We start from the raw sequence: 13,955 nt of genomic DNA on the forward strand, positions 1-13,955 counted from the left end.
CTCAATAAAAAGTTTAATCTCTTCGCTCAAATTACTTTGAGTCTTAATTTTAAGACGTCTAAAAGAATTGCTGGTTTTTACTTAACTTATATTCTGTTCAATTTTCAAAGATCTACACTTTGCCGTCTCATCGACTGCTTTATCATAATAACATTTCACTACTCAATTGTCAACACTTTTTTGTCATCAATTTTTCTTGAATTTTTCTTGTTATTTAGCTTTCGTTCCCGACGACGTTATTTATAATATCATGATTATAATTATCCCTAACTCCAATTTCATATTATTTATTTATTTTATTATTAAATTTCTAGCTAATTCTAATTTATTCTCTTTTTTTCATATAATGATACACCAGGCAAAGTTAACTGCTAATTCTACAGTTTTAACACAATTAATATCATATTTCATCAAAATTATCTATATTTTCACAATTTTATTTTACTTAATATCAATTTTAATCTAAAATATTATTATAAAATAATACAAATTAAATATTGGGAGGCATATATGGTAAAAAGGGCTTTTTTTATTTTAATTATATCAACATTTTTATTTGTAGGTTGCGTAAACAAGAATTCAGATACATCTTCTACAACCAACTCTACATCTCTATCGACATCATATAAGGAAAATATAAATAATAATACTAAAGCAACTCTTTCAGGTAAGACTTCTACTTATACTAAATATATATCTTTAGGTAATTATTTATTCTTTCCTAATGTTGCTAACAATAATAAATTATCGATATTAGATATTTCTAAACCTATAAATAAAATAACTAACAATTTAGTTGTAGATAGTTTTGATTATTCTGTTGACTCATTAGCTACTGATAATAATTTCATCTACTTTTCATCAACATCTAATAGTAAAGGACTTTATAAATTAGATTATCAAAAAAAGAATGTTACAAAAATTAATGATAGCTACCCTAAAGGATTAGTTTATCAAAATGAGAAACTATATTATACCGATTTAAATACCCAAAACATCTACTCATTTGATGTTAAATCTAACTCTAAAACATTATTATCAAATACTAGGGTAGGAGAATTTATCGTAAATAATAATTCTATATACTATAAAAATTTGGATGATTCCTCAAAACTATACTGCCTAAAATTAGATAAAAGTGCAAACTTCAAATTAACAGATGCTCCTGTAGATAGCTTTATAACTTATAGTAATAAAATATTATTTATAAATACATCAGATAATAATTCTTTATATTCTTTAGACTTATCAAATAATGAAGTAAAAAAAGTTATAGATATTAATGCTACTAAATTAAAGCAATTCGATGATAAAATTTATTTTATAAATAATAATGATCCAAATTCTATCTATGAACTTAAAGCTATAGATCAGAATAGTAATTTTGATTATAATAAAGTATTTTCAGATTTCACAAATGAATATTTTCCTACAGATAAGGGAATTTTCATAGAGACTTCGTCAAATACTAATGAAATAGAAATTCTTAATATAAACTAAAAAAATAAAAGGCCATCTGGCCTTTTATTTTTTTATGATATTCTATTTACTATTTCCTTAAATTTATTTCCTCTTTCAGCAAAGTTAGGGAACATATCAAAAGATGCACAAGCTGGTGATAAAGTAACTATATCCCCCTCTACTGCTAATTCTTTAGCTTTAAATACAGCATCCTCCAAAGTATCTACCAGACTTATAGAAACTTCAATACCTTTTTCTTCTTTCAATTTTAAAAATGCATCTTTAATTAAATCCTTTGTAGCTCCTAGCAATATTAATTCCTTTATATACGGATATCCTTCCTCTGCTAAAGGCTCAAAAGGAATATGCTTATCATAGCCTCCTGCTATTAAAATTACTTTTCTTTCAAAAGCGAATAATCCAGCTAATGTTCTTGTTGGACTTGAAGCTATAGAGTCATTATAATATTTAACACCATTAATTTCCCTAACTAATTCACATCTATGCTCAACACCACCAAAGTTCTCAGCAACTTTCTTCATAACCTCTATAGATACATCATCTTTTGTTGCTAAAAATGCAGCTAAATAATTCTCTATATTATGAATTCCTTTAATAGCTATATTTTCTTTATCACAGACCATCTTACCTTCTAGATATAACACGTTATCCTTTAAGTATGCACCATTTTCAATTTGTCTTTTAGAACTAAACTCTTTAACTATTCCTTTTGCCTCTGAAACGAATCCATGAGTTATTTCATTTTCTCTATTTAATATTAAAACTCCATCTTTATCTTGATTTAAAAATATGTTTTTCTTAGCATCTATATATTCTTGCATATCAAGATGCATATCTAAATGATTTGGTGCAAGATTTGTTACTATCGCAATATCAACCGGAGCATCCATAGTCATAAGCTGAAAGCTAGATAATTCTAAAACAACTTTATCTTCTTCTCCTATTTCTTCTATATCGGAGAACAATGGGGTTCCTATATTTCCACCAACCCACGTTTTATATCCTGCTTCTTCTAGAAGCTTTGATATAATCGTTGTTGTTGTTGTTTTTCCATCACTTCCTGTAATTCCGTAAACTTTCCCCTTACAATATCTAACAAACTCCTCCATTTCTGAAGTTATATATGCACCTTCATTTTTTACTTTTACTAAAGCATCACAATCTATTCTCATTGAAGGAGTTTTAAATACAACATCAAATCCCGTTAACCTATCTAAGTAACCATCTCCTAGTTCTAAGATAACTGATAATTCATCAAACTCTTTTGCAATGTCACCTAACTCTTCTCTATTCTTCTTATCAAATGCAGTTACAACCGCTCCAAGCTTAACTAAAAACCTTATAAGCGGTATATTGCTAACTCCTATTCCTACAACAGCAACTTTTTTCCCTTTTATAAAACTTTTAAATTCATTAAATTGCTTTTTCATAATCTTCCTCCAAAACCATCTATAAAATATTATATGAAACTCTTTTTAGTAAGTTCAAATTAGTAATATAAACTTATTAAACAAATCATTTATAACCAACTAAATATGTATTATCATTTCTCACATTTGTTCGGATTAGTAACTTCTCCTTGCCAAACGTAAAATTTGGAACCTCTCTTAAAGTCTGTCCCAATTCCTTCTAATTATAACACTTAAATTAATTAAATACAAAAGAGAGGAGAATTTCAACATCTCCTCTCTTTTTAGAATTAGAATTCTAAGCTTTTTTCAATGTAAGCTTCTAAATCTGAAATTTTTACTCTCTCTTGTTCCATAGTATCTCTATTTCTAATAGTAACTGATTCATCTTCTAAAGTATCAAAATCTATTGTTATACAGAATGGAGTTCCTATTTCGTCTTGTCTTCTATATCTCTTACCGATACTTCCAGCCTCATCATATTCTATATTGAATTTTTTGCTTAAATCAGAATATACATCTAAGGCTTTTTCGGAAAGTTTCTTTGAAAGTGGTAAAATCGCAGCCTTATATGGAGCTAAAGCTGGATGTAAATGCATAACTGTTCTAACATCTCCACCTTCTAACTCTTCTTCATCATATGCATCTACTAAGAATGCTAAAGCAACTCTATCAGCTCCTAAAGATGGTTCTATAACATAAGGAACATATTTTTCGTTAGTTGTTGGATCTAAGTAGCTCATATCTTGACCTGAATGTTCTTGATGCTTTTTTAGATCATAATCTGTTCTATCAGCTATTCCCCATAATTCACCCCATCCAAATGGGAATAAGTATTCTATATCTGATGTTGCATTTGAATAGAATGATAGTTCTTCTTCACCATGATCTCTCATTCTTAAGTTATCTTGTTCTACTCCTAGATTTAATAAGAAGTTCCAGCAATAATCCTTCCAGTACTTAAACCACTCTAAGTCTGTTCCTGGCTTACAGAAAAATTCTAACTCCATTTGTTCAAATTCTCTTGTTCTAAATGTAAAGTTTCCTGGAGTTATTTCATTTCTAAATGATTTACCAATTTGAGCAATACCAAATGGAACTTTCTTTCTTGAAGTTCTTTGCACTGATTTAAAGTTTACAAATATACCTTGAGCTGTCTCCGGTCTTAAGTATATTGTACTAGCGGAATCCTCTGTTATTCCTTGGAATGTTTTAAACATTAAATTAAACTTTCTTATATCAGTATAATTTAATTTTCCGCACTTAGGACATACTATATTATTCTTTTCTATGTATTCCTTTAATTGCTCATTAGACCATCCATCTGCGCTAGCAACTTCTGCTCCATTTTCAGTCATATGATCTTCTACAATTTTGTCTGCTCTAAATCTTGCTTTACATTCTTTACAATCCATTAAAGGATCTGAAAATCCACCAACGTGTCCTGATGCAACCCATACTTCTGGATTCATTAATATAGCACAATCTACTCCTACATTATACGGACTTTCTTGAACGAACTTCTTCCACCATGCTTTTTTAACGTTATTTTTAAATTCAACTCCTAATGGACCGTAATCCCAAGAGTTCGCTAATCCTCCGTATATCTCTGATCCTGGGAATACAAAACCTCTACTCTTACAAAGAGCAACTATTTTTTCCATAGTTTTTTCTACTGCCATTTTAATACCTCCAATTTTTTTATAAATAAAAAAAGCCTCAGACCTAAAGGGACGAAATTTCAATTCCGCGGTTCCACCCTTCTTGGCTTTAGCCCAACTTTCAATGTTAATACTCAAAAGCGCCCTTCAACTTAAATTAATAACGATTCACACCAACCATCGTCTCTCTAAAAGAAATATTAAGTTTACTCCTCTTTATCATTGTACCTATTAAATTATATATTAATTTTACCAAAAGCCTTTTATATGTCAAGTATAAAAGACTTTTTATTAAATATTTAAATTATATTAATAACTTATATCATTTTGATTGTACTTAACTTCAAATACTATAATTCAAATTCTAGAATTCAAATATTATATATCATTATATAATAAAAGAGTTTTATAACAATAGATAAATTATCTACTCTTATAAAACTCTTATAAAAATGGCTCCGTGGAGAGGATTCGAACCTCCAACCTATCGGTTAACAGCCGAGTGCTCCACCATTGAGCTACCACGGAATATTCTTATAAATTAATCTTAAAATTAAAATGGCTCCGTGGAGAGGATTCGAACCTCCAACCTATCGGTTAACAGCCGAGTGCTCCACCATTGAGCTACCACGGAATATTCCTATAAATTAATTTCAAAATTAAAATGGCTCCGCGAAGAGGATTCGAACCTCCAACCTATCGGTTAACAGCCGAGTGCTCCACCATTGAGCTATCGCGGAATATTTACTACATTAGTTATTATATCAAGTTTTATTAATATTGCAAGTGTTTTTTGTAATTTTTTTAATTTTAATTTCTAAAAATAAAAAAAATATTCAAAAGCAATAAACCATTTGCATAAAATTAAATAAAATGGGAGCAAAAAACTTTACTCCCTAAAATATTATTTTTGTGGTTTCATTGTTGGGAACATTATAACATCTCTTATAGATGCTGAATCTGTTAAGAACATTATAACTCTATCTATACCTATACCTAATCCACCTGTTGGAGGCATACCTGTTTCTAAAGCGCTCATAAACTCTTCATCTATCATGTATGCTTCATCATCACCTAGTTCTCTTTCTTTTTCTTGTTGATTAAATCTCTCTCTTTGAACTATTGGGTCATTTAATTCGGAATATGCATTACATATTTCTCTTCCAAATACAAATCCTTCAAATCTTTCAGTAAATTTATCATTTCCTCTTTTCTTTTTAGTTAAAGGAGATATTTCTACTGGATAATCACAAATAAAGGTTGGTTGTATCATATGTTGTTCTGCATATTCTTCAAATAGAACATTTAACACTTCACCTTTTGTAACATGCTTAATATTCTTTTTAAATTCTAAATTCTTTTCTTTAGCTATAGTTTGAGCTTCTTCATCTGATTTTATTTCATTAAAATCTATACCTGTATGTTCTTTTACAGCATCAACCATAGTTATTCTTCTCCATGGTGGTGCAAAGTCAATTTCTGTACCTTGATAATTAACCTTAGTTGTTCCATTTACTTTTTCACATACTGATGCTATCATATTTTCTGCAATTTCCATCATATCATTATAGTCAGAAAATGCTTCATATAATTCTATCATTGTAAACTCAGGATTATGTCTTACAGACATACCTTCATTTCTGAAAGTTCTTCCCATATCATAAACTTTTTCTAATCCAGCAACTATACATCTCTTTAAATATAATTCTGGAGCTATTCTTAAGTACATATCTATATCTAAAGTATTATGATGAGTTATAAATGGTCTTGCTGATGCTCCTCCTGCTATAGGTGCAAGCATTGGAGTTTCAACTTCTATAAATCCTCTGTTATCTAAGAACTCTCTCACGCCTTTAAGTATAGCTGCTCTCTTCATAAAGTTAGTCTTAACTTCTGGATTTGAGATCATATCTACTTCTCTTTGTCTATATCTTAAATCTGGATCTTTTAATCCATGCCATTTTTCTGGTAATGGTTTTAATGATTTACATATTAATTCGAAGCTCTTAACTTTAACTGATACTTCTCCAGTTTTAGTTTTAAACACTTCTCCAGTTGCAACAACCCAATCACCTAAATCATATGTTTTATATGATTTTAAGGCTTCTTCTCCTACTTCATCTATTTTTATAAATAATTGAATTTTTCCATCTCTATCTTGTATGTCTGAGAATACAACTTTTCCTTGACCCCTCTTAGACATAATTCTTCCAGCAACTGTAACTATAGTTCCTTCTAAATTTTCAAAATCATCCTTAACATCCTCTGACATATGTGTTCTTTCAACTTTATAAACGTCAAATGGATCCTTTCCTTGATTTTGTAACTCTATTAGTTTTTCTCTTCTTAATGCTTCTTGCTCACTAAACTGAGATTCTAACTCTTGTATATTCATTTCCTCAGTTGACATTAAATATCCCTCCGTTACTCTCTTCTTATTCCTAATACTTCAAACTTGTTTGTTCCACCTGGAACTAACACTTCAACAATCTCTCCAACCTTTTTACCTAATAAAGCAGCTCCTACTGGTGATTCATTTGATATTTTGAATTCCATAGGATCTGCTTCTGCTGAACCTACTATTGAATATTCAACTTCTTCATCAAATTCATAATCCTTAACTTTAACTATTGTTCCTACTGCAACCTTATCTGTTGGAATTTCTGATCCATCAACAACAACAGCATTCTTTAGCATATTTTCTAATTGAATAATTCTACCTTCAGTAAATGCTTGTTCGTTTTTAGCTTCATCATATTCTGAGTTTTCGCTTAAATCTCCGTATCCTAATGCTACTTTTATTTTTTCAGTTATTTCTTTTCTTTTAACAGTTTTTAAAAATTCTAATTCATCTTCTAACTTTTTTACACCTTCGTATGTCATTACGAACTTTTTAGTTTCACTCATGATTTTCTCCCCTTCAAATTTCTACTTTTATTTAAATACCTAACACTAGGTCTGATATTCTTAAAATCATTTAAAACATTATAAATCAGCAAGTATTATATGTCAACTAAGTTATAAGCTAAAGGTATCCCTTTATCTTTATTTAACAGATATATAGTATTCTCGCTTTTAATATATTTATTCTTTTAAAAATTTATTATTCAGGTATATAATTTAAACTTTATCGAAACTTCTTATTAATTCATACTTATAGTTATTTAACAATTCAATTACAGAATTGCTATCTTCTAAAGTATTCATAACTCCCCTTATGTCATTACTTTTAGGTAATCCCTTCATATACCAAGATGCATGTTTTCTCATTTCCCTCACAGCTTTTCTCTCGCCATCGTACTTAATTGCTAATTCATAATGTCTTAAACACATATTTATTCTGTCTAAATAACTTATTTCTAAAGGTGAATTTCCTTTTAAGGCATATTCAATTTGCTTAAATATCCACGGATTCCCCATACTCCCTCTTGCAACCATAATTCCATCGCAATTAGTTTTATTCTTTAACTCTAGTGCATCTTCTGCTGTAAATACATCTCCATTTCCTAACACTGGTATTGAAACAGCATCCTTAACTTTCCCTATTATATCCCAATCTGCTTTTCCTTCATACATCTGTTCTTTGGTTCTTCCATGAACAGTAATCGCATCTACTCCAGCATCTTCAAGACCCTTAGCAAATTCAACAGCATTGATATTTCCTTCATCCCAACCTTTTCTGAATTTAACTGTTACTGGTTTAGTAGATACCTTTTTAATTTCTCTTACTATATTGGCTGCTAACTCCGGATGCTTTAGTAAAGCTGATCCTTCCCCATTCTTAGTAATTTTATTTACAGGACACCCCATATTTATATCTATTAAACAAATATCTTCTCTTTCATTAAAATATCTTTGTACTACTTCAGCCATTATCTTAGGATCATTCCCAAAAATTTGAGCTGCAACAGGAGTTTCTTCATCAGCTATTCTAAGCAATGACTTTGTATTTTCATTTCCATAGTAAAGGGCTTTAGCGCTTACCATCTCTGTATAAACTAACCCACATCCCATCTCCTTACATAGTCCTCTAAAAGATATATCTGTTACCCCTGCCATAGGTGCTAGAAAAACATTATTTTCAAATTCTAGGTTTCCAATTTTCATATTATACTACTCCTTATTTTTTTCGTATATTATTCTTAACCCCTCTAATGTTAAACTAGAATCAACCTTATCTATAACGTCTGTTTCCTTAGCTATTAATTTTGCTAATCCCCCTGTCGCTATAACTAAAGGTTCATCTGAACCAAGATCTTTCATTTCTTTTTTTATTTTATTTACTATATATTCTACCTGCCCTATATATCCATAAATTATACCCGCTTGCATGCTAGATATAGTATTTTTACATATTATATTTTTTGGTACTTCTAATTCTACTCTCGGTAACTTTGCAGCTCTATCAAATAAAGCATCAGATGCTATTCTTATTCCTGGTGTAATACATCCCCCAAGATAGTTTGCTTCTTTAGTTAATGAACAAAATGTTGTTGCTGTTCCAAAATCTATTATTATAAGATCTCTCTTATACTTGTCATGAGCAGCTACAGCATTTACAATTCTATCAGCTCCCACTTCCTTTGGATTATCATATTTAATATTTATTCCAGTTTTAACCCCTGGACCTACAATTAAAGGATTAATTCCAAAACTCTTTTTTATCATATTCTCTAATGAATGCATTATATTAGGAACAACAGATGAAATTATTATTCCTTTTACTTCTCTAGGATTTAGATTACTTTGAATAAAAAGCTGCATAACTTGAATAGAATATTCATCTGATGTTTTTTTTGCATCAGTAGAAATTCTCCAGCTAGCAATATTTTCAGAATTATTATATACTCCCAAGACTATATTTGTATTACCTACGTCTACTACTAAAATCATACAAGCACCACCTTAATACAATTAAAAGCAGCTTTGAAAGCTGCCTTTATTTAAATAAATATAATCACAATAATTTAACAATTTAATTTTAACAATTACAAATCATTTGTCAAGTGTTGTAAAATCTATATATTAAAATAATCCTACTATTTCTCCATTATCTAGTATATCCATTTTATTTGCGGCTGGAACCTTTGGAAGTCCTGGCATTGTCATTATATCACCATTTAGTGCAACAATAAACCCAGCTCCATTAGAAACTCTTATCTCTCTTACAGTTATTTCAAAATTTTCAGGTCTACCTTTTAATGATGGATTATCAGATAAGGAATATTGAGTCTTTGCCATACATATAGGTAATTTATCTAATCCAAATCTCTCTAACTCCTCAATTTGTTTTTTGGCATTTGGAGTAAAGACCGCCTTATTTGCTCCATAAATTTCTCTAGCAATTATATTTATCTTTTCTTCAATAGTATTTTCTACATCATAAATTGGTTTAAAGTTAGACTTTTCTTTTTCTAATACCCCACAAACAACTTCTCCTAGCTCAATTCCACCTTCTCCACCTTTTGCCCACACATCTGATAAAGCAACCTTAACACCTAATTTATTGCAATAATCTATAATAAATTCCACTTCTTCATTGCTATCACTTACAAATTTGTTAATAGCTACAACTACTGGTACATTATATTTTTTAATATTTTCAATTTGCTTTTCTAAATTAGTTATTCCCTTAGCTAAAGCTTCAACATCTGGAGTGTTTAACATCTCCTTGCTCACCCCACCATGATTCTTTAGTGCTCTAACAGTTGCGACTATAACAACACAATCTGGAGTTAATTCACCATATCTACATTTTATATCCATGAATTTTTCAGCACCCAAATCAGCACCGAACCCTGCTTCAGTAACAACTATATCACCTAATTTAAGTGCCATTTTTGTTGCTATTATAGAGTTGCATCCATGAGCTATATTTGCAAACGGTCCTCCATGTATTATTGCTGGAGTATTTTCTAATGTTTGAACTAGATTAGGCTTTATAGCATCTTTCATAAGTAAAGCCATTGCTCCTTGCACATTTAGCTGCTTTGCATAAACTGGATTTCCATCTAAATCATAAGCTATTAATATATTACCCATTCTCTCTTTAAGGTCTGATAAACTATTAGCTAAACATAGAATAGCCATAATTTCTGATGCAACAGTTATCATGAATCCATCTTCTCTTAGAAAACCATTAAGCTTTCCGCCTAGTCCAACAACTATATTTCTAAGTGCTCTATCATTCATATCCATTACTCTTTTAAATACTATTCTTCTTGAATCAATTCTTAAATCATTACCTTGATGTATATGATTATCTATAGCTGCCGCTAATAAGTTATTAGCACTAGTAATAGCATGCATATCCCCTGTAAAATGTAAATTTATATCTTCCATGGGTACTACTTGAGCATAGCCACCACCTGCTGCTCCCCCTTTTATTCCAAACACTGGTCCAAGTGAAGGCTCTCTTAATGCTATAACTGCATTCTTCCCCATTTTACAAAGTGCTTGCCCTAGGCCAACTGTAACTGTTGACTTTCCTTCACCTGCTGGTGTTGGGTTTATTGCAGTAACCAAAACTAGCTTGCCATTTTCTTTATTCTTATTTTTTTCTAATATATCTAAAGATAACTTACATTTATATTTCCCATATTGCTCTATATCATCTTCAGTTAAATTTAACTTTTCTGCTATTTTTGTTATATACTCCATTTTGGCTTCTTGAGCTATTTGAATATCACTCTTCATCTCAATACACTCCTGTCTTTTATAAAATTATTTAATATTCTTATTCTATACATAAATTATATCATCTATTTCATAACTTTTAAATATTCATTCGAATATTATTAAATTATTTTTAATTATAATTCGCTATATTGTGTTAAATTCTTATTTTTGCTTTAATTTCAAAATATATAATTCGTGTTTTTTAATACATATAATAAAATTTATGAATAATCCTTATATTACACAACCTTTTTACATCTTAATAATTAATTTTAAATTTTATAATAAATTCTCTATAATAAGAAAGAGTAGCCATATGGCCACTCTTTCTTATTATTAGCTAGCTTCAAAAATTCTTACAAATTCTTCACCATCTATTTTTTCTTTTTCTAATAAAGTTGCTGCTACCGCATGTAATTTATTAATATTTTGACTTAATAAACTTTCTGCTCTTTCATATGCTTCATCAATAAATCTCTTAACTTCTTTATCGATTTCTGCTCCAACTTCTTCACTGAAGTTTCTGCTATGTCCTAGGTTTCTTCCTAGGAACACTTCATTATTATCTCCGCCATATGAGATAGTTCCAAGCTTATCGCTCATTCCATATTCCATTACCATAGCTCTTGCTATAGCACTTGCTCTATCAATATCATTCTTAGCTCCAGTACTAATATCTGATAATATTAATTTTTCAGCAACTCTACCTCCAAGTAATCCAACCATATCATCTTTTAACTTTTCTTTTGATGTATATGATCTATCTTCTTCTGGTAAATGCATTGTATAGCCACCAGCCATACCTCTTGGTATTATACTAATTTCATGAACTGGATCTGAATGAACTAAAAGTTTCATTACAACTGCATGACCTGCTTCGTGATATGCAGTTAACCTTCTATCATGTTCATTAATAGCTCTACTTTTCTTTTCTGGTCCAGCTATTACTCTAGTTATAGCTTCTTCAAAATCTTGCATACCTATTAATTTTTCATTTTTTCTAACAGCTAATAACGCTGCCTCATTTGCTAAGTTTTCTAAATCTGCCCCACTAAATCCTGGAGTTCTCTTAGCTAATACTTTTAATTCTACATCTTCTGATAAAGGCTTTTTCTTAGTATGAACCTTTAGTATCTCTTCTCTTCCCTTTACATCAGGAGCCCCAACAACAATTTGTCTGTCAAATCTACCTGGTCTAAGTAACGCTGGATCTAATATGTCAGGTCTATTTGTTGCTGCAATCATTATTATTCCTTCATTAGCACCAAAACCATCCATCTCAACTAACAATTGATTTAATGTTTGCTCTCTTTCATCATGTCCGCCACCAAGACCTGCACCTCTTTGTCTACCTACTGCATCTATTTCATCTATAAACACAAGTGATGGAGCACTCTTTTTAGCTTGCTCAAATAAATCTCTGACTCTTGATGCACCAACACCAACGAACATTTCAACGAAATCTGATCCTGATATACTATAGAAAGGTACTCCAGCCTCACCAGCTATTGCTTTTGCTAATAAGGTTTTACCTGTTCCAGGAGGTCCTACTAATAAAACTCCCTTAGGTATTCTAGCTCCCATCTCAGTATATCTAGATGGTTGTTTTAAGAAATCAACTATCTCTTCTAATTCTTGCTTTTCTTCATCAGCACCCGCTACATCATCAAATGTAACTCTTTTTGCATCTGGAGGCATTACTTTTGCTCTGCTTTTTCCAAAGTTCATAACACCTCTTCCGCCACCACCACCTTGTGACTGTTGTGACATCATAAAGAAGAATACAAAGAATAGAACCATTATCATTATTGTAGGTATTATACTAATCCATACACTACTATTTGAAGGCTGTTTAAAATCTACTCTTATATCATCTTTAGGAGTTTGAGCCATTAACATCTGCACCATTTCACTAGGAGCATATGTATTAAATTGCTTATCGTCTCTTGTTTTTCCTGAAATTAACATCTTATCTGGATGAACCATAATACTTTCTATCTCATCATTAACCCATTTTTGTTGAAAATCACTGTATGATATCTCATCTGCCATCTTACCGCTATTCCATAAGAATGTTGCAGATAAGAAAAGTATCAAAATAACAAATATCCATACTGTTGCACTTGAATATTTTTTCATTCAAGGCCCCCCTTTCCTCTAGTTTTATTATATTGCATTTTAAATTTAATTTTTATATACTTCTTCTTTTAATATGCCTACATATGGTAGATTTCTATATCTTTCTGAAAAATCTAATCCATACCCAACTAAAAATTCATCTGGAACTTCATATCCACAATATTTAACTTCTATATCCACCATTCTTCTAGATGGCTTAGTTAAAAAGGTTATTATTTCGATACTATTAGCTTTTCTAGTTTTCAAGTATTTTAATAAATAATCTAATGTAACTCCACTATCTATAATATCTTCTACTATAATTATGTCTTTACCTTCAATGCTATGATCCAAATCTTTTAAAATTCTAACTACTCCTGATGTTTCAGTAGAAGCTCCATAACTAGATACTGCCATAAAATCAATTTCACATGGTATTGTTATATTTTTTATAAGATCAGATGCAAACATAACTGAACCCTTTAAAATTCCTACAATAAGTAAATTTTTATCTTTGTAATCTTCACTTATCTTAGTTGCTAATTCCTTAACCTTAACTGATATTTGTTCTTCAGTAAGTAATATCTCCTTTATGTCCCTTATCATT

Annotated in this window: 10 protein-coding genes, 3 tRNA genes and 1 other annotated feature; of the genes, 1 reads left to right on the top strand and 12 read right to left on the bottom strand. The window is 30.3% G+C overall.

Annotated features, from left to right (window positions below; translation table 11 throughout):
* Positions 1 to 510 precede the first annotated feature (510 nt).
* On the top strand, positions 511 to 1,500 hold the full coding sequence (locus tag I2A75_RS14730) for a DUF5050 domain-containing protein (RefSeq protein ID WP_195265899.1): 990 nt from the start codon (positions 511 to 513) through the stop codon (positions 1,498 to 1,500).
* A 32-nt stretch (positions 1,501 to 1,532) separates the two neighbouring features.
* On the opposite strand, the gene murD is transcribed toward I2A75_RS14730, so the two are convergent.
* The 12 genes from murD to hpt all read right to left on the bottom strand — a co-directional run bounded on the left by murD (position 1,533) and on the right by hpt (position 13,954).
* On the bottom strand, positions 1,533 to 2,912 hold the full coding sequence (gene murD, locus I2A75_RS14735) for a UDP-N-acetylmuramoyl-L-alanine--D-glutamate ligase (RefSeq protein WP_195265901.1): 1,380 nt from the start codon (positions 2,910 to 2,912) through the stop codon (positions 1,533 to 1,535).
* 269 nt (positions 2,913 to 3,181) lie between these two features.
* Entirely contained in the window at positions 3,182 to 4,573 is a 1,392-nt protein-coding gene (locus I2A75_RS14740) for a glycine--tRNA ligase (RefSeq protein ID WP_195265903.1), read from the bottom strand.
* A gap of 44 nt (positions 4,574 to 4,617) precedes the next feature.
* Positions 4,618 to 4,784 (bottom strand) — a binding site (T-box leader).
* Positions 4,785 to 5,005: 221 nt separating this feature from the next.
* A tRNA-Asn gene (locus I2A75_RS14745) sits at positions 5,006 to 5,080 on the bottom strand.
* Between the two features lie 31 nt (positions 5,081 to 5,111).
* Positions 5,112 to 5,186: transfer RNA gene (locus I2A75_RS14750), tRNA-Asn, on the bottom strand.
* A 31-nt stretch (positions 5,187 to 5,217) separates the two neighbouring features.
* Positions 5,218 to 5,292: transfer RNA gene (locus tag I2A75_RS14755), tRNA-Asn, on the bottom strand.
* A 164-nt stretch (positions 5,293 to 5,456) separates the two neighbouring features.
* Complete coding sequence (lysS, locus tag I2A75_RS14760) at positions 5,457 to 6,962, bottom strand: lysine--tRNA ligase (protein WP_195265905.1); 1,506 nt, start codon at positions 6,960 to 6,962, stop codon at positions 5,457 to 5,459.
* A 14-nt stretch (positions 6,963 to 6,976) separates the two neighbouring features.
* Complete coding sequence (gene greA, locus I2A75_RS14765; protein ID WP_195265907.1) at positions 6,977 to 7,459, bottom strand: transcription elongation factor GreA; 483 nt, start codon at positions 7,457 to 7,459, stop codon at positions 6,977 to 6,979.
* A 213-nt stretch (positions 7,460 to 7,672) separates the two neighbouring features.
* A complete protein-coding gene (gene dusB, locus I2A75_RS14770) occupies positions 7,673 to 8,659 on the bottom strand; it encodes a tRNA dihydrouridine synthase DusB (protein WP_195265909.1) in 987 nt (328 codons plus the stop codon).
* 6 nt (positions 8,660 to 8,665) lie between these two features.
* Entirely contained in the window at positions 8,666 to 9,445 is a 780-nt protein-coding gene (locus I2A75_RS14775; protein ID WP_195265910.1) for a type III pantothenate kinase, read from the bottom strand.
* A 132-nt stretch (positions 9,446 to 9,577) separates the two neighbouring features.
* Positions 9,578 to 11,248, bottom strand: coding sequence for a formate--tetrahydrofolate ligase (locus tag I2A75_RS14780; RefSeq protein WP_195265911.1), 1,671 nt, complete (start codon positions 11,246 to 11,248; stop codon positions 9,578 to 9,580).
* A 318-nt stretch (positions 11,249 to 11,566) separates the two neighbouring features.
* Positions 11,567 to 13,369: an ATP-dependent zinc metalloprotease FtsH gene (gene ftsH / locus I2A75_RS14785; RefSeq protein ID WP_195265913.1), complete on the bottom strand. Its 1,803-nt coding sequence runs from the start codon at positions 13,367 to 13,369 to the stop codon at positions 11,567 to 11,569.
* A gap of 45 nt (positions 13,370 to 13,414) precedes the next feature.
* Complete coding sequence (gene hpt / locus I2A75_RS14790; RefSeq protein WP_195265915.1) at positions 13,415 to 13,954, bottom strand: hypoxanthine phosphoribosyltransferase; 540 nt, start codon at positions 13,952 to 13,954, stop codon at positions 13,415 to 13,417.
* Position 13,955: the final 1 nt, after the last annotated feature.

This window comes from Clostridium sp. 1001275B_160808_H3, assembly GCF_015550425.1.
GTDB lineage: Bacteria > Bacillota > Clostridia > Clostridiales > Clostridiaceae > Clostridium.

What these genes read in the sequence shown, in the direction of transcription:
- I2A75_RS14730 (WP_195265899.1), top strand. Translation starts at nt 511, where the DNA reads ATGGTAAAAAGGGCTTTTTTTATTTTAATTATATCAACATTTTTATTT.
- murD (WP_195265901.1), bottom strand. Translation starts at nt 2,912, where the DNA reads ATGAAAAAGCAATTTAATGAATTTAAAAGTTTTATAAAAGGGAAAAAA.
- I2A75_RS14740 (WP_195265903.1), bottom strand. Translation starts at nt 4,573, where the DNA reads ATGGCAGTAGAAAAAACTATGGAAAAAATAGTTGCTCTTTGTAAGAGT.
- lysS (WP_195265905.1), bottom strand. Translation starts at nt 6,962, where the DNA reads ATGTCAACTGAGGAAATGAATATACAAGAGTTAGAATCTCAGTTTAGT.
- greA (WP_195265907.1), bottom strand. Translation starts at nt 7,459, where the DNA reads ATGAGTGAAACTAAAAAGTTCGTAATGACATACGAAGGTGTAAAAAAG.
- dusB (WP_195265909.1), bottom strand. Translation starts at nt 8,659, where the DNA reads ATGAAAATTGGAAACCTAGAATTTGAAAATAATGTTTTTCTAGCACCT.
- I2A75_RS14775 (WP_195265910.1), bottom strand. Translation starts at nt 9,445, where the DNA reads ATGATTTTAGTAGTAGACGTAGGTAATACAAATATAGTCTTGGGAGTA.
- I2A75_RS14780 (WP_195265911.1), bottom strand. Translation starts at nt 11,248, where the DNA reads ATGAAGAGTGATATTCAAATAGCTCAAGAAGCCAAAATGGAGTATATA.
- ftsH (WP_195265913.1), bottom strand. Translation starts at nt 13,369, where the DNA reads ATGAAAAAATATTCAAGTGCAACAGTATGGATATTTGTTATTTTGATA.
- hpt (WP_195265915.1), bottom strand. Translation starts at nt 13,954, where the DNA reads ATGATAAGGGACATAAAGGAGATATTACTTACTGAAGAACAAATATCA.